Annotated in this window: 7 protein-coding genes; all 7 read left to right on the top strand. The window is 48.5% G+C overall.

From position 1 onward, the window contains the following. Positions 1-1,269, top strand: a complete 1,269-nt coding sequence (locus N5E84_RS17675; protein WP_019281877.1) for an MFS transporter — start codon at positions 1-3, stop codon at positions 1,267-1,269. Positions 1,270-1,380: 111 nt separating this feature from the next. After that, positions 1,381-7,569 carry a non-ribosomal peptide synthetase gene (locus N5E84_RS17670; protein ID WP_019281878.1) on the top strand — a complete coding sequence of 2,063 codons (6,189 nt, stop codon included), beginning with the start codon at positions 1,381-1,383 and terminating at the stop codon, positions 7,567-7,569. A 74-nt stretch (positions 7,570-7,643) separates the two neighbouring features. Continuing rightward, complete coding sequence (locus tag N5E84_RS17665; protein WP_019281879.1) at positions 7,644-19,547, top strand: hybrid non-ribosomal peptide synthetase/type I polyketide synthase; 11,904 nt, start codon at positions 7,644-7,646, stop codon at positions 19,545-19,547. Beyond that, the gene (locus N5E84_RS17660) at positions 19,534-20,634 is read left to right on the top strand and encodes a thiazolinyl imide reductase (RefSeq protein WP_019281880.1); all 1,101 of its coding nucleotides are present in this window, start codon (positions 19,534-19,536) and stop codon (positions 20,632-20,634) included. Before N5E84_RS17665 ends, N5E84_RS17660 begins: the two co-directional genes overlap by 14 nt. After that, positions 20,631-21,503, top strand: a complete 873-nt coding sequence (locus tag N5E84_RS17655; RefSeq protein ID WP_019281881.1) for a thioesterase II family protein — start codon at positions 20,631-20,633, stop codon at positions 21,501-21,503. Before N5E84_RS17660 ends, N5E84_RS17655 begins: the two co-directional genes overlap by 4 nt. Continuing rightward, the gene (locus N5E84_RS17650) at positions 21,496-22,890 is read left to right on the top strand and encodes a salicylate synthase (protein WP_019281882.1); all 1,395 of its coding nucleotides are present in this window, start codon (positions 21,496-21,498) and stop codon (positions 22,888-22,890) included. Before N5E84_RS17655 ends, N5E84_RS17650 begins: the two co-directional genes overlap by 8 nt. Further along, the gene (locus tag N5E84_RS17645; protein ID WP_019281883.1) at positions 22,887-24,545 is read left to right on the top strand and encodes a (2,3-dihydroxybenzoyl)adenylate synthase; all 1,659 of its coding nucleotides are present in this window, start codon (positions 22,887-22,889) and stop codon (positions 24,543-24,545) included. Before N5E84_RS17650 ends, N5E84_RS17645 begins: the two co-directional genes overlap by 4 nt. Positions 24,546-24,878 lie beyond the last annotated feature (333 nt).

The following is a 24,878-nucleotide window of genomic DNA, read 5'->3' as shown; positions in this document are numbered from 1 at the left end:
ATGGGTTTTCAAACAGCCAAACATTCCACGCTGAGCAAAGCTTCCTTGCTCAGTCTGTTAGCGGGGGTTTATACCACCCAAAGCCTGATTGGTATGTTCACACTGCAGGGTCTCCCTGCAGTGCTGCGTTCAGAAGGCGTCTCTACCTCTCAGATTGGGCTTTTCTACTTAGCTATGCTGCCGTGGGCGCTGAAATTTCTTTGGGCACCTTATGTGGAGAGCATTCGACAACAGGGCATCACTTTGACTCGTCACGCTTACCTGATTGGCTTGGCACAGACAAGTATACTACTGGTTTTAGGAGCCTTCTCATTTAACGCCGTGATCAGTGACCAAACGCTGTTGTTTGTTGGTGTACTCATATTGGCTTTACTCTCAACCTTTGCTGATATCACCACGGATGGCTTAGCAGTTGATGAGTTACCTGCCGATCAAAGACGTTTCGGCAATGTGATGCAAGTAGGTGGTGCTTATCTAGGAGCCGTGTTTGGTGGAGGCTTATTCATTTATCTCACTGCCAGTGTCAGTTGGCAAAATGCCATTCTACTGCTGATGGCGTTGCTCCTTTTCATGTCGCTACCAACTACCTCTTTATTTGGCAAACTGAAAACAGTGCAAAACCTTCATCATGAGCACCATCCATCTCTGAAAGCAGCCCTTACTAACCCCAAGGTAACTTTGGGTTTAGGATTAGTCGCGCTTTGCCAGTTAGGCACTCGGGGGGTGCAATCGATGATGATGCCCTTTTTATACGATCAAGGTATTGAACTGGAAGCACTTGGTCTGTTGGTTGCTGGTGGCGGTATTATCACCGCATTTATCGGGATAGGGCTAAGTGGTTGGTTGATGAAAAAAGTGAGCGCCATCAGCATTGTTCTCTTTTGTCTTGGGTTGGAGGCGTTGATATATAGTGGATTCACTTTCTATGCAGCACACATTATACCGCTAACCTATGGCCTAGAGGGGCTGTATGTACTCAATACGGTTCTGGTTGCCGCCAAATTTGTTGCTCTATATACCCTAATGATGGAATGGTCCTATGGTAATCAAGCAGGCGTTGATTTCTCTCTTTTCCAATCGATGGATATGTTGATCGCGATACTAATGGCGATGCTGTGTGGCTGGGTGATTGCTCAATTTGGTTACCAAGTTCATTACCTGCTGACATTCTCCGTTACTCTCTGCGCCCTACTGACACTGTATCAATTTCACGCCTACCAGCTAAGGCTAGGCAATAAGGATATTTACCATGTCTCTGAACACGCTTAATTTCTAAACTTCGCCCGCGATAACGCGGGCTATTCCATTAACTTTCTGCATGATGACACGGTTCATCAGGCGGGAGAGTTTTGCCTAAAATTTGCCGGGGTATGATGTCTTATGTCAGAACAACACCTGATTTTATCCACCTTTCGAGAGGCAATTTGCCAATCATTAGGCCTCTCCATTGACACGATCAGTGCAACAGACAATCTGTTTGAGCTGGGGGTCGATTCAATGCTGATGATGCGTATGGTAAATCAATGCCGCAGAGCCGGATGCAAGCTCACCTTAAAAGAAATATACCAAAATCCAACATTGGCACAAATTGGTGAGCTTATTCAAAGCAAGCTCGCGGGTAATCTCACAGGTAATGCTGGCGCGGTCAGTGAACAACGCCAACCCAACTTGTTACCCACTATGAGAGAGGGAACACCCTTTGCAATGACCTCGGTACAACTGGCTTATTATATTGGCCGTGATCCGCAGCAAGCCTTAGGTGGCAATGGTTGTCATCTGTATCAGGAGTTTAATAGTGTCGGTCTTGAAACCTCCGCGCTTGAACAGGCACTGAATCAATTACGTCTACGCCATCCCATGCTCTGTGTGCATTTCCAAAATGATGGTACTCAATGCTGGAAAGCGCCTAGCGCCCCATACCATATTACGGTGCACGACTTACGTCATTTAACCGATGATGACGCTGAACAAGCCATGCTGACGCTTCGTGAACAATTGAGTCATCAAGTGTTGGATGTAGAACATGGGCAAACCTTCGATTTTCAGATTGCCTTACTCTCTCATGAGCGGCGGCGTCTGTATGTCAGCATTGATCTGCTGGTGATGGATGCTTCCAGCTTTAGCTTGTTTTTCAATGAGCTCTCGCTACTCTTACAAAACAAAACCTTGCCTACTCATACTTCCGATTATGATTTTTGCAGTTATTTGCAGCAGGAACAGCAAGAGTTTGCGGCGCAAAAGAAGGCGGCTAATGATTTTTGGCAAACGCAATCCCCCCTGCTGCCCCCTGCGCCCAACTTACCCTTAGTGCAGGACCCATCCTTAGTTAAAAAACCGACTTTCCATCGGCGTAAACATTGGTTAAATCCAACTCAGTGGCAACAACTGCAAACGCTCTGCGCCGCCAATCAGGTCACACCGACCATGACTCTTGCCACTTTGTTTGCAGCAGTACTGTCACGTTGGAGTGGGCAAAGCCAGTTGTTGCTTAACCTAACCTTATTTGACTGTCACCCATTTAACCAGCATGTCCAGCAGATGCTCGCGGACTTTACTAACATTCTGCTCTTACCGACCGAGATTAACCAAGCCAGTCTGGCTGAGCTTTGCCAAACCCAGCAACAACGTTTTGCTGAGATTTATGAACACCGTTTTGTGTCTGGCGTTGAGGTGTTGCGTGAGTTAAAACGCCATGGTAGCCATCCTTACGGAGCCCCTATCGTATTCACTAGTAATCTTAACCATTCACTATTTGGTGATGATACCCATAGCCCACTGGGTGAACTCGGTTGGGGAATTTCACAAACTCCACAAGTGTGGCTCGATTTTGTTGCATCTAAGCAAGGTGATGGTATTGCACTGCAATGGGATGGGGTGGATGAACTGTTTGCGCAAGGTCTACTGGATACGCTGTTTAGCGCCTTTATTCAGTTGGTTGAGCATACACTACAAGGACAAGCAGCATGGCGGTCACCCTTACCAGACTTGCTTCCAACCAGCCAACGCCAAATCCGGGCTGAACGTAATCAGACCTCTAGTGAGCCGCCTCAGGGTTTACTGCATCAGCGAATTTTTGAGCAAGCGCAAGCCAACCCAAGCAACACCGCCCTTATCACTGCGGAACAAATCCTAAGTTATAACGATCTGGTAAGCCAAGCCAAACGGCTAGCCCAGACACTGCTCAACGCTGGAATGCAAAGTGGTGAGCATGTCGCCATCAGTATGGAAAAAGGGGTTGGACAAATCGTTGCCGTTTTGGCTATTTTGCACGCCGGTGGTGTTTATGTCCCTATTGCCCCTAATCAGCCTCTTAGCCGTCGTCAAGCGATTGAAGAGAGTGCTAATGTACGCATTGTGCTGCGCTGTGAGACCTGCGCGCAAAAGTTTGCATGGAGCTCAGCCACTCACATTGATTGGCAAACCCATGGCGATATTGCTCTTGAGACATCGCCATACTCATGTCAACCCGAGCAAGCGGCTTATATTATCTACACTTCCGGCTCAACCGGGACACCGAAAGGGGTGGTAGTCTCCCACCAATCTGCGCTCAATACTTGTCTTGATATCAACCAACGTCATCGTGTTTGCCATACCGATCGAATATTCGCCGTTGCTGCACTGCATTTTGACCTCTCGGTTTATGACATTTTCGGTGTGTTATCGGCCGGCGGAGCCTTAGTGCTACCTAAAGAGCAGCAAACTCGTGATCCTATGGCTTGGAATTCACTGGTCACGCAGCATAGTGTCACGCTTTGGAATAGTGTGCCTGCGCTGTTCGACATGTTCCTCACTTTTTGCGAGGGGATGAAATTCAACACACCGCAACAACTGAGAACAGTGATGCTCTCTGGTGATTGGATTGATCTCTCGCTACCCGGCCGCTACCGCTCTTTCCGTCCGCTCGGTACCTTCAGTGCCATGGGCGGCGCAACGGAGGCGGCGATTTGGTCAAACGAATATCTGGTTAATCACGTTGAACCGCACTGGCGATCCATCCCTTATGGCTACCCATTGACCAATCAAGCTTATCGAGTGGTGGATGAGGCTGGCCGAGACTGCCCTGATTGGGTGCAAGGTGAACTTTGGATTGGGGGTCTTGGGGTTGCTCAAGGTTACTGGAATGATGAACCGCGAACAGCAACACAATTTGTTCATGCTGTTTGTCCAGATAGCCATCAAATCCAACGTTGGTATCGTACAGGAGATATGGGCTGTTATTGGCCTGACGGCACTCTTGAGTTCCTTGGCCGCAAGGATAACCAAGTCAAAGTGGGGGGGCATCGCATTGAGTTGGGAGAGATTGATGCAGCCTTGAATCGTATTCAAGGTGTGCGTCATGGCGTCACTCTGGCCACTGAGCTCGCCGGCAGCCGAGATAAACAACTGGAATGCGTGGTGGTGCTCGAAGGAACCACGCTCTGCTCGCAATTAAAATCCGACCCACGGCTGCCACAAGATTATGCAACACTTTTCGAAATGCAGCCTAATACCGACATTGAGGACACCGGATCTCAGGTTGCGGATTTCTTATCCTGGCATTTACTTCAGACGCTGCCTAATAGCCTGCAATCTCAACCTTTAGCCAAACTCGCCCAATCTTATGGTGTCTGTGCACCCTATTTAGAACTCTTTAAGCAGTGGTGGCAACTGCTGTGTTCTAGAGGTCAAGCCACCACAGAGCAACAAGGCGCTGAACACTACTATCAACTCGTTTCTCAATCTAGTGTACAACCACAGACCAGCGCACTTTGCACAAATTTTTCTCAAGTCAGCCCACTGCTGCAACAAATCATCACCGGCCAAGCGGCCCCTTCTGTGATACTGGAGACAGAACTTGCGCCTGAGGTGATGCTCTTCAAAACGCCAGCATTTCAGGCCTTGCTGTCACACACAATCAAGGCAATATCGAGCTTGGCAGAGCAACTGTGCAGACCAATAGTCTTGATTGAAACCGAAGCGCGCAGTGGCTTGTTGGCACAGCATATCTGCTCTGCGCTCGGTCCTGAAAAGGTGTATTACTATGCCTTAGACTCTTCATTAAGCTTCACCCAACGTGCCGCACAACGTTTACAACGTTTTAGCCATGTCACAATCCAACATGGTTCACTGACTCATCTGGATACACTTGTTGGGCAAGCTGACGTAGTGCTACTCAATAATGTGTTGCACCGCCAAACCAACCCTATTGACTATTTGCAACACAGCACCCGATTACTCAAGCCGGAAGCCATGCTGTTGGTCAATGAGATGGCAAGCTTACCTGAAGCCAGTTTGATCAGTGCTCAGGTTTTACAACAGGCCCCGACTCTTTTATCGGACCAGCAGCTCGCAACCCACTTTGAGCTCGCCAAACTGTACTTACAACATGAGGCACTGGCCACAGAGCAACGACTTTATGTGCTCAGAAATCAACGTGTCTTGCTCAGCCCTGATAGCAGCCAATTATCCGCCAAACTCAGTTCACTACTACCGGCTTATATGGTGCCTAAACGCTTTACCTTTGTTGAATCTCTGCCACTCACGACAAATGGCAAAGTCGATAGAAAAGCGTTAATGGAATCCACTCGTGATACCAGCCGTCAGCAAGAACAATCTCAACCCGTACGGACCACCAAAGAGCAAATCGTCGCTCAAGTCTGGCAGGCGTTATTTCATCGCTCAGATTTACAAGCTGACAGTGATTTCTTCCTGATCGGAGGGGATAGTTTACTGGCAACGCGTTGTATGGGGGAATTACGCAAACAGGGTTACCAGGCGGATTTAACCGCTCTGTTTAGCCATCCCACTTTGTCACAATTCGCCGCCAGTTTAATTGAAATGACGGCTGATGAATCAAGCCCGCTTGCTCCTTTAGTCGCACAGCCCAGCCGGCGTTTTCTGCCTTTCCCAATGACGGAAGTGCAGCAAGCCTATTGGGTTGGTCGTCAATCTGGGTTTGCACTTGGAGAAATAAGCTCTCAATTCTTTATTGAGTTTCGAGCTGAACAACTGGATGTTGAGCGCTTTAACCAAGCGATGAATCGCTTAATCCAGCGCCACGATATGCTCCGTGCCGTAGTGCGTGATCATCAACAGCAGGTTTTGATTCAGGTTCCTGCTTTTACGCTGACTTGTCATTTATTGGATGATATTGATGGTTTTCAAGCCAATGCCCTGCGTGATGCATTAGCCCATCAGGTAAAAAATAGTGCGCTATGGCCGCTGTTTACGGTTGAGGCAGTTAGCGCTTCCCACGGCGAGGCGCGCATTTTTGTCAATCTCGATAATATGATGCTCGATGGCTTGAGCATGCAGATCTTCTTTTCTGAGCTGCAAGCGCTCTATCACAATCCCGATCTTGTTTTAGAAGAGCTTGCGATCACCTTTAGAGATTATGTTGAATGGCAGCAACAAGCGGTCACCGAGCAAACACGTTCAACGGCGAAAAAATATTGGCTGCAGCGCTTGGCCGATCTGCCTGCGCCCCCGGCTTTGCCTCTGCAAAGTGATCCAAACCAGATTCACAAGCCTAAGTTTATTCGTGCCGCAGGCTCACTGTCTCCACAAGAGTGGCAAGCTTTGAAAAAGCTGGCCGCCAGACACCAAGTCACACCATCGGCTCTCTTGATCAATGCATATGCCAGTGTCCTCTCCGCTTGGAGCGATCAGCAAGCACTCACCCTCAACCTCACTTTATTTGATAGACCTGATGTCCATCCAAATATTGGGCAGATCATGGGCGATTTCACCACCCTACTGCTGCTCGCATGGCAGCCTGATCAGCATTGGCTCGCGAGCCTGCAGCGTCTACAACACCAGCTAGTCAACGATCTCAAACACAGCCAAGTTTCTGCGGTGTGGGTGATGCGTGAATTGGCTCGTCAGCAGCAGCGTACCAGCGCCACTATGCCGGTGGTGTTTACCAGCGCCTTGGGCACTTCTGAGCGCGATTTCCTCTCTGATTCGGGTTGGCTTAAACCGGTAGGAGGTCTATCACAAACCCCTCAGGTATGGTTGGATCACCAAGTCTATGAGTCCTCAGGACAACTCTGCCTCAACTGGGATGCCGTCGAGGAATTATTGCCTCAGCCCTTACTGGAACAGATGTTCAGCCAGTACCTCTCTCTGTTGCAAACGCTGGCGACTCAACCAGAGTCTTGGTCACAGCCATTAAACTTGCTGGTTCCCGCACCGCAAGGGGTAACTCGATTGATTCCCAGCCCAAGCAAGCTTGATAACCACGAAGCGATCTTGCCCCCAGTCGGCGGCGACCCGGTAACCATTTTAACCATTCGCGAACAGTTTCAGCAGATTGTGAATGTACCGATCAGCGAAAGAGAAAACTTCTTTGATGCGGGGGCTAACTCTTTGCAACTGGTTCAACTACACACCGCCTTACATTCACTGGCGATGCCGCTATCGGTTACCGACCTTTTTGCCTACCCCTCTCCGGCTTTACTCGCGGCTTGGTTATCGAAGGCGGAAAAGGTCGATAGCTCAAACGAAGCATTGAAAAGCAGGCAACAAAGAGTGAGCGATCGAAAAGCCAACCGTCGTCAACGAGCCACGTCATCCCCCCACATCGATTGACGTGAACAGAATCTATCAAATGCACAACAGGGTGGCGAAACTGACCACCCTGCAACTGAATTACGAGGATAACCATGAACACTCTCGACCCTTGCTTTGGCAACAGTGACCCCATCGCCGTCATTGGACTGGCTTGCCGCTTTCCGAAAGCACCAAATGCGGAGCAATTTTGGCACAACTTGGTGAATGGTATTTCTGGGCAAAGCTATTTTTCGGAACAAGAGCTACAAACGGCTGGAATAACCACTTCGCTCTCCGCGCAAGAGAACTTCGTGCCAAGCGGTGCCATTATTGATAATCCAGACTACTTTGATGCAAGCTTGTTTGGTTATTCGCCAACTGAAGCTCTCTCTATTGATCCCCAACAGCGGCTATTTTTACAGATAGTTTGGCATGCGCTTGAAGATGCAGGGTATGCACCAAACGCCATTCAATCGAAAACTGGTGTCTTCGGCTCGATTCGTACCAGTACCTACCCCTCTTTTGCCGACTTTGATGTCACTCAAGTTGGCCAAGTCAAGGGGCTACAAGCCTTATTGGGTAACGATAAAGATTACCTTGCCACGCGAGTCGCCCATAAATTTAACTTAACGGGTCCTGCGTTTACTGTTCAAACGGCTTGTTCTAGCTCTTTGGTCGCCTGCCACCTCGCCTGCGAAAGTCTGCGTTCGGGGGAATGCGATATGGCGATTGCGGGTGGTGTCGCGGTGTCATTTCCTCAAAGCTCAGGCTACTTGTACCAACCCGGTATGATCTTTTCTCCAGATGGGTTGTGTCGCCCGTTTGATATTGATGCCAATGGTACTTTTGGTGGTCACGGGCTAGGCTGTGTGGTGCTCAAACGCTGGGAGGATGCGCGACGCGATGGTGATACTATTCTGGCGTTGTTGCGTGGTAGTGCTATCAACAACGATGGTCAGGATAAAGTGGGGTTTACCGCTCCCTCGGTAAAAGGCCAAGCACAAGTGCTATCCGATGCCCTGCATTTGGCTGATGTATTACCCGATGAAGTGGAGATGATCGAGGCTCATGGTACAGGCACTAAACTCGGTGACCCTATCGAAGTTCGAGCCATCAAACAAGCTTATCAACGCAGCATTGAAGCCAAACCCTGCTTTTTGGGTTCAGTAAAAAGCGGATTCGGGCATCTGGACACAGCGGCAGGTATCGCCTCTTTAATCAAGACGGTGTTATCGGTATCGCGCCGCAAAATCCCGGCCTCACTCAACGTTTCTCAAGCTAACCCGGCTCTAGAGCTTACAGGTTCTGGTTTCCAGCTTGCGACCACTACCATTGATTGGCTGAACGAAACTCGCACTGCGGCGGTCTCTTCCTTTGGTATCGGTGGTACCAACTGCCATATGATTGTGCAATCGGCCCCTGAGCTGGCGGATCCTACGCCCCTCAATCCTCGATCCGAAAATGCAAAACTACTGATCTCCGCCAATAGTGAAACCTCGCTACGTAAACTGGCCGGTGAATATGCCACACGCTTAGAACAGCCAACACACCACAGTGATATTGCTTACTCCGCCATGTTAAAGCGAGCATTAGATCTCCCCTATCGACTGGCAATTGATTGCAATTCTGCGGCAATTCAGGCCCTACGTGATTTCGCGCTAACAGGGCAAGCTGGCCGTGATTTACATGTTGGCCAGCCTTCAGCAACAGGCAAGGTGGTGTGGTGCTTTACTGGCCAAGGCAGCCAATGGGCCAATATGGGACAAGAGTTATATCACCGCAGCGCCGCATTTCGTGACAGCATCGAACTGAGCCAACAATATGCGCTCGGCAGCTTAGAAATACGGCTTACTGATGCGTTATTCGGTCACCGCACAGAATTACTCCAACGTACCGACTACGCACAATTAGCGATTGTCGCTTTTGAAATCGCGATGGCCGCTCACTGGCAAAGTAAAGGGTTTAGGCCAGATATGGTGATGGGCCATTCGGTAGGTGAATTTGCTGCTTGTGTGGTGTCAGGATACCTCACTCACCAACAAGCGATTGCGCTTGTCAGCGAACGAGGACGGCTGATGCACTTATGTGCGCAACGCCAAGCGGGCTCTATGTTAGCGATTTTCGCTAAGCCAAACACATTAGAGACGATACCGGCTTTGCGCGAACTCGATCTGGCCGCGCATAATGGCGCGCAGCATTGGGTATATTCTGGCCATCAACGGGATGTCGACAACGCGATACTGGAACTTGATAAGCATGCCATTCGTTATAAAAAGTTAGACGTATCCTGCGCCGCACATTCACGCCTATTGGATGAAATGCTAGCGTCGTTTCATGAGTTTGCGGCTCCCATAACCGCAAAGCAAGGTACTATACCTCTGATTTCTAGTGTCACAGGACAGGTCGCCGATAATGCGGCATCGTTCAACGCTGAGTATTGGACCCGTCATGTCCGCGATACTGTACAATTCCAGCGTGCAATAGAGTCAGCCTTAGCCAAGCAGGCTAAGCTGTTGGTCGAAATGGGGCCAAGTGCACACCTCACAGCCATGGGGCAACGTGAAACATGGTCAACAGATTGTGTATGGCTAGGTACCTCTCACCCTAGCATCCCTACACAGCGTTTAGAAACTGAACTCTTAGCCGCTCTTTTTGTCGCGGGCTGCAATAATAAGTGGTCCGCGCTATTCGCGCTGCAGGGTCGACCTTGTCGATTGCCTCTGTATGTGTTCGATGAACAGAGATATTGGTATCCAACCTCCGATGTCAAAACAATCGAAACTGCACTGCCTAAGCAAACCTTGAGTGTACCGCCACCCACCACAATCGCGGCTCTCTATCCGATGCTGCGCTGTTGTGTGATCCGCGATTTGATTCACTCTTGTACGGCTCAGCCTCGTTTTACCCTGCGCGATCTGATCCGAGGGGGACGTTTGCTACCAAAACATCGAGATCTGATCACAACACTTTTAAACTCTTTACTTGAACACGGCTACTTGCAACAAGGGCATCAGTGTTATCAATTCACCGCCGTGTCTTTGCCAACCACAGACGTGGTTGCACAATGGCTGCGTGATGCTTTGGCCACCAATCAAGAGCCAGCGACAGTGCAATTGAGCGATATCCGAGCCTTATGCGAGACTCCGGCGCGCCTTAAGCAAGTATTACGTTGTTATCACACTTCGCCACTGCAACTAAAAAAGCAAGTGGCAGAAATAAAACAGCGTTTGCTCAGTCCACTGACTCCTTCGATTCAGCCAAACCTAGCAATACCATTCAGCAATCAAACGCAGTTGTTCTATGTAGATTGGGTAATGACACCAACAGAAACAGACTGGCATCAACTCATCACCCTGCATATGCCGAGTTTCGTACAAGAAGAGCGTAGCGACTGGTTGATTGTTGCAGCGCCATCTCTTGACCCTAAAACAATAACGCAACTGGTTGTACACAGAACGACTCAACTCTGGGGACAAGTCCAATACCAATTAAGAGGATGCTTAACTTCAGGAGAATGGGCTTGGATAGGTCAGATTCAAACCCCAAACTTTGATGATTCTCAACCACACTCGCTGTTACCAAGCCCCCATCAGCGCTATGAGTGGCAGTGGCTGCCAGTCGCCGCGAGCCAAGCTAGGCTCAACGTTAGTGAGTCTGATCTCCAACAAGCCCTACAGTGTCAAGGGGAGATTTACCGTGTCAATGAGACTGTCAGCCTGTTCGTATTGCCTGATGGTGAGCTTGTCGAGTGCGCTGAAAAAGTCATCCAATCACTAAGCGCTGATTTTACAACGCTGTATGTTTTGACCTCACAAGCCATGGCGACAGATGCAACGCAAAGTGTTGCTGCCGAGAAAGTGGCACTGATGTCTCTGCTGCGAGTTGCTCGCGCGGAACACAAACAGCAAGGTATCTATCTACTTGATATTGAGCCGTCTGTTGAGAATCATCACCATCAAGCCCTGATTCTGAGTCAGGCTTTAAACTCTGCTCCTTTCCATCTAGCGACTGAGATAGCTTATCGCAACCACAGCTACTGGATACCTCAATTGGTGCACGCCAAAACCGTGCCTGACCTCATCCCTTCCTCTTGGTTTACGACTTCAGGTTGGCATCTTGTCACTGGAGGTATGGGGGGCATAGGCCGACACATCATTAAATGGCTAGCACAATCCGGTGCCCGCCATATTGCGGTGATTGGGCGACGAGAACCCAGCGATTGGCCTGAGTTTTGCCAAACCATAGCCAGATTCGGCTGTCAGGTGATGACCTTGCTTTGCGATGTGAGCCAAGAAGGGGAGCTGCAACGAATGCTTAATGATTGGCCGCGGACTTTACCTATCATAGGTGCGTTTCATGCTGCGGGAACATCGCTAACAGGCCTTATCAATCAATGGGATCCTCAGCAATCTGCCCTACTTATTCAAACCAAATGCCACGCTTTTGTCGCACTACACCAGTGGCTTGAAGCACAAGAAGCCCAATATTTACTGGGTTTATCCTCCGCAGCTTCACTAGGTGCGGTTGGACAAGGTGCTTATGCGTTAGCCAATGCCTTCTTAGATGGCTATGCTCTCGCCCAACAGGGCAGCAGCCGTTGCCGCGTGATGAGTATTGGATGGGGAGCTTGGGATAGCATAGGAATGACCGCCGATTCAGCGCTTCTCGATACACTGGCCAAAGAAGGTATGCATACCTTAAACGTACAAGAAGGTTTGTGGCAGATCAGTCAGAGTCTGCTCAGTAGCGCTCCTTTCGTACTGGCAATGAATATCGAACCTCAGCATGCTAATTTCCAGCCTTATCTTGACCCATTGAACACGGCAATAGATACAGTAGATACCATAGATTGCTTGGTATCACCCAAGCCGCTAACGCGTCCCACAGTGAGTGATGTAGGTCAATGGTTAACCGAACGACTTCGTTACCAATTGGGTATGAGTGACGATACACCAATCCGAGTCGATCAAGATTTACTGCAATTAGGTTTAGACTCTCTGCAATTTCTTGAGCTTAGTGCGGTTATTCAAAAACAGTTCGCAGTCAAGATCGATGCCGAACAAGCCTACCAAAACTTAACCATTTCAGGTTTGGTGGAAGCGATCGCCCGTGTCCCTGCTGCACCAGAATCAGATTCAATGCTCACACACTTTGTGAACGATCCTCACAACCGCTATACCCCCTTCCCACTCACGCCTATTCAACACGCGTATTGGATTGGTCGTGAACCCTGGGTTCAATATGGCGGTATTGCCTGTCACGTCGTCTTTGAGTGGGATAAGGATCTTACCGAGTTTAACCCACAACAATTTGCAGCCGCTTGGAATGCCTTAATCAAGCGTCACGACATGCTGCGCATGACAGTCAATCATGCAGGAGAACAAGTTGTTCACGCTGAGGTTGACTATTTTCCGATTGTAGAGAGAGACTTACGTTCACTCTCAGAAGAAGCACAACACGTTGAGCTTGAGCAAATACGCCAACAAATGCGTCATCAGGTACGGGCTGCGGATGTCTGGCCACTCTTTGATGTCCAACTCAGCCGTTTATCTGAGCACAAAGTGCGTTTGCACCTAAACCTCGACTTACTGCAGTTTGATGTACAAAGCTTCAAAATCATGATGGATGATTTAGCCACCGCCTATCAAGGCAAAGACTTGGAGCCTCTGTCGATCACTTTCCGTGACTACGTGATGCATGAGCAAACGTTACGCCATTCCGCCGAGTGGCAAAACTCATGGCACTACTGGCAACAAACGATCCCAACTCTGCCTAAAGCGCCTCAGTTGCCACTGAACCCGGATTATCAACACCATGCTCCGGAATTTATTACCTTAGAAGGCCGCCTTAGCGACTCTGAATGGCAAACGCTAAAATCGGTTTGGCAACAATGGGGGGTAACCCCTTCAGCTGGCCTGCTGACCCTATTTGCGCATACCTTGGCCAATTGGACTGCAAGCCCTGATTTTACGTTGAACATGACGTTCTTTAATCGTCAGCCTTTTCATGAGGCCGTCCAAGATCTGATTGGTGACTTCACCTCAGTCCTTCTAATGGATTTCCAACACGACTCAAGCACCGATTTGAAACAGCGTATCTTACAAACCCAAAGCAAACTTTGGCAACGCTTAGGCCATAGTCAAGTCAATGGGGTTGAGGTGATCCGCGAACTAGCCAAACACTGGAAATCCTCCGGTCAGCTCAGTGAGCAAGAAGCGGCACTGCCGTTAACTCCGGTGGTATTTACTAGCATGCTGGGAATGTCGATGGATGGCATGGATATCGAACAAGCCATGACCCATTTACTAGGGGATCCGGTTTATGTTCTGAGTCAAACCCCACAAGTCTGGCTTGATCATCAAATCATGGAAATTGAAGGTAATTTGGCGTTCAACTGGTATTGCATGGCCGGCGTACTGGCGCCAGATCTGTTGGAAAACTTATTCAACCAATATCTAAGCTTGCTGCAACAGTGTGCGGCAGACCCGCAGTTTTTCGAGCGATCATTGACTCAACCAGAGCCTCTGCACCCCCTTCTGCCGCCTGATCACGTCATCGCCGAATCCACCCTTGATTGGCACAACATGTCTCTCCCCGAAATTTCACCACAGATTGTACAAGAGGTGACGCAAGCGTGGGCGCAGCTTGAGCATCGTGCACTGCGTGGGATCTGGACAACCTTACGCAATCACCAGTTATTTACTTCGCCGGAGCAAGCCTATCGCGCACCACAAATTATTCAACAACTTAAAGTGACCGATAAACATCATAAGCTTATCCAACTTTGGTTAGATCAGTTATGCCGAGAGGGCGTGCTGACGGAGAAGGATGGAGAGTATCGCTTCCAAGACGATTTCCCCAAAGCACCACGATTACCTTTGCCTCAACAAGCTTGGTGTCAGCGTTTGGATACCTATCTTGAGGATTGCCTCAAGCAACACCCGGCGTTGTTGAATGGTCGCCACTCTGCACTCGAGTTGCTATTTTCTGACCCGGCGATCACCGATAGCCTCTACCGTTGTAATCCATCACTGCAAATATTGAATTTAAGTGCCGCGCGCGCCATTTATGCCCTTGGCCAACAGCAGGCGCAAGGTTTGAATATACTTGAAGTCGGGGCTGGCACTGCAGCCACCACTCGAGAGGTATTAAGCCTCGCCTCCTCAACGATTCGCCACTATCAGTTTACCGATGTGTCTCGTCTGTTCCTTCATGAAGCGCGCGAACTATTGTCTGAGTACCCACAGGTAAGCTATGGGCTATTTGATATTAATCAGCCCATTGATGAAGCACTAAAAATGGATGGTGGATATCAGGTTATTTTGGCCGTCAATGTTCTGCACGATGCCATCGATCTCGCAAAATGTTTGCAAGGTCTCCGTGCTCTGTTGGCCGATGATGGCTATTTGATTTTGATTGAGGCGACCGATCAGCACAGCCCAATGCAGTTGGCGACGGTTGGGTTTATTGAAGGAATCAACGCATTCAACGATTTTCGCCAATCCACTGGAAGTGGCATGCTGACACAACCAGCTTGGCTTACCCTGCTGGCGGAACAAGGTTTAGAGCCACAGTTGAGCTATCCCAACAGTGAGGTATCAGCATTACGTCAACATCTGATAGTAACCCAAAAACGTCCGCAACATAGTCCGCAGACCTTAGGTCAGTCTGAGTCCTATCAGCAACAAATAGAGCAGATAAAAAGTATATGGCAAACGTTTTTACATGGTGAGATTAACCACGACACCGATTTTTTCCTTGCCGGTGGTGATAGCTTAATGGCAACAAAGATGATCGTGGCACTACAACATGCGGGAATCAAACAAGCGAGCTTACAATCCTTGTTTGAGCATCCGAAATTCCAAGACTTCTGTTGCCAATTTGAGAGTGCCCCGTCTACTGCAACGACAACCGTTGAAACGGACATTATTGAGCCAAACACAACTCTTGAATCCCAAGATAATACAACACAACAGAAAAATGGCGTTTGCGTTCGACATTACCCACTCACACCGCTACAAAATGCCTACTGGCTTGGTGAAAATGCCTTGTTTTCCTTGGGAAATGGGGTTGCCCATTTCTATGCAGAGCTTGAAATTAAGCATCTTGATCGTCTGAGACTTACCCAAGCATGGAATCGACTGGTGCAATTACACGACCAGTTACGCGGTGAAATCGATGCAGGTCAATATCATATTCATCGCCAAGTACCAGAGTATCAACCACAGTTTCTCGACTTAAGCTCATGGGATGAACCACAAAAAACACGCTGGATTGATGAGGCAAGGACGCAGATCGCCGCCCACGGTGTAGCGACACATCAATGGCCTCTGTTTGATATCAGCATCCTGCAGGTAGACGGCGAAACCTCTTTGGTACATTTGGTACTCGATTTGGTCGTGGCTGATGGCAAAAGCCTCAATACTCTATTTCAACAATGGTTTGCACTGTATGACGATCTGAGTATCGAATTAGCATTGCCAACGATGAGTATCGACAACTATCTCCTTGAGCTTGAACAGCTCAAACAGTCAGAGCCTTACCAACAAGCTCAAGCTTACTGGCTTGACCGAGTACCGACACTACCAGAAGCTCCAGCACTGCCGTTAGCGGATAAACGCTCAGAGCATTTAGCACAAAGTGTACTCACTCACCACCTCAGTGCTGAACAGTGGAGTCAGATCCAAGCCGTCTCATTTGCCCATAATTTATTGCCGTCAATGAGTATGCTGTCCACATTTTGCCTTGTGATCAGCCATTGGAGTGCCCAGAAGCATTTTGCCATCAATATACTGCACAGTAACCGTCCGGCTATGCTGCCTCAATCCGCCGACGTCATTGGCAACCTTTCAACCACATCCATGCTTGAAGTAAGAACCCAACCCGGTTCATTGCTCGCGTTTGTTGAGCAAATTCAACAGCAGATGGCCGATGATATGGCACATTCCTTATTTGATGGTCAATCGGTGTTAACTGAAAAAAACCGTCATAATCATAATCTCAATGCAGGCATGCCAGTGGTGTTTAACGACACCTTATCGGTTGGGCAACATAGACCATTACCCTATGGCAAGCTCAATGCCTTTGGTGCACAAACCCCCCATGTTTACCTTGACAGTATGTTGATTCCGTCACCATGCGGCGGCGTTATCATCAAATGGACGATTCAAGAAAACTACTTAAAAAGTGGTGTCTTTGAAGCCATGTTTGCCGCTTATACCCACACGTTAGAAACGCTTACAAGCCGAGACTGGCAACAACCTCTCGCCCTAGCACTCCCCTCTGCACAGCAGCAGAAGCGTGATCAAGTCAATGCGACACAAGGTGAAGTCAAACTGGTTTTAGACAACCAAACTACGGCTTGTGTGGCGACATTGTGCGATTTAGTAAGGCTCGGTGTGGAACAGCACCCACAGCGAATTGCGATTGAGCAAGGCGAACTAGAACTGACTTATCAAACACTTTGGTTTTCCGCTCAGCACTTAGCTGCGCAGCTTATCGAACAGCAAGATGATGCACCATTAGTGGCGGTTGTGATGAACAAAGGATGGCAACAGGTAGTCGCTGTTCTCGCCATTCTGTTGGCAGGGAAAGCTTATATGCCCATTGATGGCGCTTATCCTGAACCTCGTATCCAAGCTCTGCTTAAGCAAGGAGCAGTCTCAACCATTATCAGCGATAGCTCTGAGCCTTGCCGCACCGATGACTATCGAGTTCTATTCCCTGCGTTAATGACAGAAGCCCAAGCGCATTTTATCCCAGTGGCAAACCAACCGACCGATCTGGCTTACGTCATTTTCACCTCTGGCTCCACGGGCCAACCTAAAGGGGTAATGATGGAGCATGGTGCCGTAGTCAATACCCTGCTCGATATTAACCAGCGTATTGCACTCGATCATCGTGACCGAGTATTGGCGATTTCCTCTCTCAATTTTGATCTCTCTGTGTTTGATATTTTCTCCACCCTAAGCTGTGGGGCAAGATTGGTAATACCACAGACATCGCCAAGTCAAGATCCTGAAGCACTGGTGCATTTAGCTCAGCAGTCAGCGATTACGGTGTGGAATAGTGTGCCAGCCTTCGCACAGTTATTGGTAGATTTACTAGAAAATCGATCAAATCCGCTGCCCCATTTACGTCAAATCATGATGAGTGGAGACTGGATACCCGTCAACTTACCAGACCGACTGAATACCCTTACGCCTCAGGCTAAATTGCTCAGCTTAGGTGGTGCTACCGAGGCCGCCATTTGGTCTATCTGCTATCCGATTGAGAAAAGCTATACCACACACAGCAGTATTCCCTATGGAAAACCGCTCACTCATCAACAATTTTATGTGCTCGATGAACAGCTCAATCCTTGTGCAGATTGGGTTACAGGAGAGCTTTACATTGGTGGACGTGGTCTCGCTCGCGGCTATTGGCATGATCAAGAAAAGACCGACTTCGCTTTTATCGAACATCCAACGCTTGGCCAACGCTTGTATAAAACGGGGGATTTAGGCCGCTATTTACCGGATGGTAACATTGAGTTTCTGGGCAGAAACGATCACCAAGTTAAAATTAACGGTTATCGTATTGAGCTTGGTGAAGTGGAAAATGCTCTACGTCAGTGTGCACTCAACGCGAGCGAAATAGACATCCTAGATGCCATCGTTCAGCCAGACAGAACCGCGCAAAATGGTGCACGTTTAGTGGCTTATATTCAGTACGCTCCCCACAGTCGACGTGATAATCAGGCTTTACTGGATCATGCTCGCCGACTGTTGCCCCAGTACTTATGTCCAAGCCAGATCATAACCTTAGAGCACCTTCCATTGACGGCCAACGGTAAGGTGGATCGTTCTGCACTACCGCGCCCAGATGCCCATATTGCAGCAGATCAATTACGCATGCCGCACTCACAGCAGGAACAACTTCTGGCTCAGATCTGGTCTGAATGCCTTAATTTCGCCCCTATTCCCGCCAATCAGAGCTTTTTCGATCTAGGCGGAAATTCATTGATCGCCGTACGCTTACTTAACCAAATCAATCACCGTTTAAACCTTGCTCTCAGCGCAGGGCAGTTACAAACCCATGATACGGTTGAGCGCCTCGCCACCTTGCTGACAGAGCAAACCCAACCGCTCCATCATGCACCGGTAAAACTCTCATCAAACGGAAGTAACCGAACCAGTACACTCTTTATTGTGCATCCGATTGGCGGACACTTATTGAGCTATCAAGCATTAGCTAAAGAGCTCAGCCAGATCACTTTGTATGGACTTGCCTACCCAGATCGGCACGATAAATCTGCGCCAAAAACCGACATTGTGGCTTTAGCCGCACACTATCTATCTATGATTCGTCACGTACAGCCAACTGGCCCTTACCAACTGGCAGGTTGGTCATTTGGCGGAGTAGTGGCTTTTGAAATGGCTCGACAACTCATGGAACAGGGCGAAGAGGTCAGCCACTGCATCTTGATTGATAGTTATAAACCAAGCCAAAACCCAAATCAGCGATTAACCGAGGCGTCGATCCGCCAATACTTCTACGCAGATTGTATTGGCCGATTCCCGGCGCTGAAAGAGCATGTGATTTCGAACTTCGAATCAGAGACGCAATTTTGCGCAGAGCTTGCCAAGGCATTTTTAGAGACAGGATCAGGCTTATTAGACAGTGCAAGTCTTGCTGAGTTGCTAGCAATCTATCAGCAAAACTTGCGTGCCATGCTCGACTATCAGCCACCTTATTTGGAGACGCTCCCCGTCACACTTTATAGCGCACAAAACCATTCACAGCTTGATTTTATGCGCTACCAACATCCTGAGATGGCAAAACGCCGCTGCCATGGCTGGAGTGATTGCTGTCATCCCATCATTCATCGCATGCAGGGAGATCACTACACCCTATTACAACAACCTCATGTGAAAACACTGGCGCACGAGATCTCTACTCTGCTCGGTCACCCTTCACATTCATTAAATTCGTTCCACCAACAAAACGTAAAAGAGCTAGAAAATGAAGAGTCGTAAGAAAGTCATTATCGTTGGGGCTAAATTTGGTGAACTGTACCTAAATGCCTTTATCGAATCTCATCCCGATCTCGAACTGGCAGGGATTCTGTCCCAAGGTAGCCTGCGTTCAAAGAATCTGGCCACTGCCTTTGGTATACCACTGTATGAAAAGGTGTCACAGTTGCCTCAGGATATTGCTATTGCCTGCGTGGTTGTTCGCGCCTCCGTTATCGGTGGGGGCGGTAACGTATTGGTCGAAGAGCTGCTCAAACGTCATATTCATGTTTTGCAAGAGCATCCCGTGTCGGCGAAAGAATTACAACGGCATCATGCGCTTGCTGAGCAATGTGGAGTCCAATACCGAGTCAACAGTTTCTATAGTTCGTCTCAAGCGGGGCAAACCATGATTTCAAGCGCACAACAAGTCTCATTGCAAATGCGCCAGCCCGCCAGCTACGGCAATATTACGACAAGTCGGCAGTTGCTTTACTCAACATTGGATTTACTGCTGTTGGCATTAGGCCGCGATGGCAAAATTCAACCTATAAAATTAGGCAAACAACACCTTTTTGATCTGATTAGTCTTCAATCTCCTCACGGTGATTATCTGTTGCAGTTACAAAACTATCTGGATCCACAAGATCCAGATATGCACAGCCTCGCCATGCATCGTCTTATGTTAGGGTGGGAATCTGGCTATCTTTCGATGGTTGATAGCTATGGCCCGATACATTGGACACCAGCGCTTCATGCCGAAAAGCACCAGAATAACCAGCAAAGCCTGTATCAGGTCGTCAGCCTCGCTGAAGGAGACTATCTCAATCAACCGACTACGCAGACACTTTACGACCAACCTTGTCTCGTTAAAGATCTGTTTGAAGAATTCGGACCTGAAGGGGTATGCAACACTTTAGAGCAGTTTTGCCGTTTAATTGATGGGCAAGACACCGCGCCATTGTTGCTTATCTGTCACCAACTCAAGGTTGCTCAACTGTGGGAAGACATGCTCACATTATGTGGACAACCCCAAGAAAGGACCATGACTCCACCACCACGAATTTCATTTCGATTCAATCGCGCAGTGACCAAAGAGGTGGAGATATGAATCAGGTGTTCAAAACACTTTATCAGAATGGTGCCCAACCTCGTGAAATATGGATTATTTGTCCTTTTGCTGGAGGCAGTTTAAGTGCATTTAAAACATGGATGTCACTTGACTGCAATGCACTAGCAAAAGAAACGCTGGTACTGCTGGCCACTTACCCCGGCAGAGATCATCGAATGCGAGAGCGCCCCCTTACGAGTATTGAAGCAATAGCAGAGGATGTTGCTGAGGGATTGAGGACTTGGATAGCGGATCAAACCTTCATTAAAGAGACTCGAATAATACTCTGTGGACATAGCATGGGGGCACAAGTGGCCTATGAAGTATGTCATCGATTTGAGAGCAGTTTTGGAGCCCTATCACCGATCAAAAATCTGATCCTTTCTGCCTGCCATGCCCCGCATTTAAGCAGTCGAAGACGATTGAGCCAACTCAATGATGATGACTTTATTGACCAACTGATCGCGATTGGCAGCGGCAGTCCGATACTCAAGCAGCACCCTGAACTACTCCCGCTGTTTCTACCCATGTTGAGAGCGGATTTTTTAGCCACAGAGTGCTACCACCAACAAGTTAACTACCACCAACAAGTTACAGCATCGAAATGTCTACAGTACACCCCATGCACACTCGTGTTTGGCGAACATGACCCTGAAGCTTGGGAGTCCGAAGTCGCTGCATGGCAACCATGGTTGATGCCAATCGATGACAAACCAACACTGATAGCCATATCAGGCGACCACTTTTACATCACAGCAACCCCTGAACACTTTCTCAGCAAGATTAGCGAACCAACAGTAACAAGGTCGGAGCATCGACCAACAACCTTAATAAATTACTCTCACGTTTCTGGAGAACAACATGGCTAACATTCATACGGCATATTTACATTCTTTGGTATTGCAACATCAATGTCATCCACTCCAACTCGTTGCCGAACTGACCTCGGCCTCTTTCTGTCATAAATATCTGGTCTATGAGCATGAGAATGAATGGGCGATCGGCATCAATAAACGACTGCAATTAACCGTCAACCATAGAAGCGAAGTTTGTGACTTTGAAGGAAAGGTCGCACAGGTAAACCCTCATCATCTGTGTCAATATATTCATCGTGCAACCCAAACTCTGAGTGGAGAGGACTGGCGACTCTTCGGCCGCGCTGATTTTGAATTCAGTCGCTTCGCTCACGATTTACCACAACAAGAGTGCCAACATCCACTGCTGGAACTGTTTGTAGCCGAAACCGAATTACGCATTACGGCCACTCACGTTATCATCCGTACCTTTGAAAGCTCAGTACTTGCGCAAATTCAAGCCATCATTACCCGGGTATCATGCTTACCTGCGCCATTGCCTCTGCAAGGGCAGCCCTGCTCTCAACAGGATATTGTTGGTGGCATTGAAGTGAAACATCACTATCAGCAGGCAGTCGATTTAGCCGTCAATGAAATCAAAGCCAACCAATACAAGAAAGTGATTTTATCTCGGCCAGCCATACTGCCGTTTAATATCGACATAACCAAAAGCTTTATTAACGGTAGAATGAACAACACGCCAGCTCGCTCTTTCATGCTCAAGCTAAATAACATGCAAGCATTTGGTTTCTCACCAGAAACAGTCTTAGAAGTCGATGAGCGGGGGACCTTGAGCACCCAACCTTTGGCCGGAACACGCTTACTACCCCAAGATAAAACCGACGCAGCAAGGCTAAAGAACGAACTGCTTAACGATCCTAAAGAAATTGCCGAACATGCCGCTTCCGTCAAGCTGGCTATCGAAGAGCTCGAACAGGTTTGTGATCCCTCAAGCGTTCATGTGTCTGAATTTATGACCGTATCAGAAAGAGGTAGCGTGCAACATTTAGCATCGCGAGTAAAAGGTCAGCTCGCCACAGACAAATCCGCATGGGATGCATTCCGAGTCCTCTTTCCTTCCATCACTGCCTCTGGCATTCCTAAACGTGAGGCGGTTGCCGCGATTGCTCGTTTTGAGAAACAACCCAGAAAACTGTACAGCGGTAGCGTATTCATTACAGACCGCAATGGATTTTTCGATGCGGCTTTGGTGTTAAGGGCGGGATACAAAACGGGTTCTGTTTCTCTGCTTCAAGCCGGAGCTGGCATTATCAGTTTGTCTAATCCTCAACGAGAATGGGAAGAAACTTGTGAAAAAATGGCCTGTGTACTCAATCATTTAGTCCTTGAAACCAGCGATGCACAGAACTCATCTTCCTTAACCAGTGAGGCAGTCGCATGAAAAACCGGCCAATGACAGCAGATTTACTCCGAGGCTTTATCGGCTACCAAACCGCACAAGCGATGCGTTATCAGCAAGCAGGACTTTGGGAAGACGCACCGCTTTGGTGCCTATTAACTCAAGGTGTTGAACAATACGGTGAGCAGATTGCCGTGCTAGATGAGCATCATCAGCTAACTTATCAAGCACTGCTAAACGCTGCGGATGGTATCGCGCATCGTTTGATAACCGATGGAATGCAAGTGGGTGAGCGCGTGGTGATCCAACTCTCAAATACTTGCCGTTTGCCAATCGCTCTTTTTGCCACTCTACGAGCTGGTTTAGTACCTATTTTGGCGCTGCCTGCTCATGGGCTTTCTGAAATCAAACACTTGGCTCAGCTCGGCGATGCCAAAGCGTATATTAGTGAAGAAATTCAAGGTGCGGCGTTGGCAAATAACTTAATAGCCAACTGCCAAGGCTTACAGCAGGTTTATCTGTTTGGTGAGCACGGTAACCACCATTCTCTTAATAATATTCAGCTTCACTCACCACTGATAGCTCCTACCATAAATCCAGGCCACCCTGCCCTATTTCTGGTATCTGGTGGCACGACAGGACTACCCAAGCTTATCCCTCGCACCCACAACGATTACCTGTTCAATATTCGTTGTTGCTGTCAGGCAAGTGAGATAAATGAGCGGGATGTTTATCTTGCCGTGCTGCCAGCTGCACACAATTTCACACTCGGCTGCCCGGGCTTTTTAGGGGTGCTCGCCAAAGGTGGAAAGGTCGTGTTTACCCAACACGCGGGGCCAGACCACTGTTTTGAGTTAATTGAACAGCACCAAATCAGCGCCACCGCTTTGGTGCCATCCTTAGCTCAATTATGGACAGAAGCCACACAATGGGAAGAAAGCGATCTTTCAAGCCTACGCTTGATACAAGTTGGAGGCTCGAAACTGGCCTACACTGATGCTTTAGCCATTCAAAAAGCCTTCCCTAATGCCCTACAACAAGTATTTGGTATGGCGGAAGGCCTTATCTGTTGCACTCGCTTGGGCGATCATCCTGAAATTATTGCGTCTCGACAAGGTCGTCCAGTCTGTGCACTCGATGAAATTCGAGTAGTCGACCCTCAAGGTTATCCCGTTGGCGAGGGAGAAGAAGGCGAATTGCTGACGCGAGGCCCCTATACCTTGCGTGGTTACTACCGAGCGAATGAACACAATCAAAAGGCTTTCACTCCAGATGGTTTTTATTGCAGTGGTGATAAAGTGCGCATGGATAGCGACCAATATCTCACCGTGACCGGGCGGATTAAAGATGTGGTCAATCGAGCTGGGGAATGTATTGCTACGGATGAAATTGAAGAGCATTTATTAGCTCATCCTCAAGTAGCGCAGGTCGCAGTGGTTGCAGTACCCGACTCTTATTTAGGCGAGCGGATCGGTGTCGCACTCATCTCCAAAGACTCTAGATTGACATTACAAGCACTCCGTCAGTTTTTAAAAGAGCGTAATCTCGCCTCATTTAAGCTTCCTGATGAACTGCACATCGTCAGCCATCTACCCAAAACCGCCGTCGGAAAAATAGATAAAAAAGCGATTTTAGGCCCCAGTGGGAAACCGTGGATGCTGGATATTCAGACTGGCTATAATACCATTCCGACCTGAAGCTGAAGCAGTGTTGGCTACGTTCGTTCACCCCAATCATCGAGTCGGTCGAGACTCATGGGGATGCATTCATTCGCCAACACGCAGAAACAGCCTTTCATCCTTCTGCTCTTGTTAAATAGGCGAGGATGACATGGTAGTCGTCGATGGAGAAGACAGTAAAGCAGCTAATTGTTGATATAGCCAAACAACTTGAAATCGCAGGCTAGCGGTAAATGAGTGAGTCCCCAATCACAGCAATAGACCATGTGATTGGGGCGAAAAAACTCAGCCAAGATGGCGGTAGCTTCACATCGTTAAGGATAAACCGAGCACATATCTTGGCTCGATTTA

This window comes from Vibrio sp. J502 (assembly GCF_025397955.1).
Taxonomy (GTDB): Bacteria; Pseudomonadota; Gammaproteobacteria; order Enterobacterales; family Vibrionaceae; genus Vibrio; species Vibrio anguillarum.
Note: the sequence above shows the minus strand (reverse complement) of the source record. Positions and strands in the feature narration are given on the sequence as shown.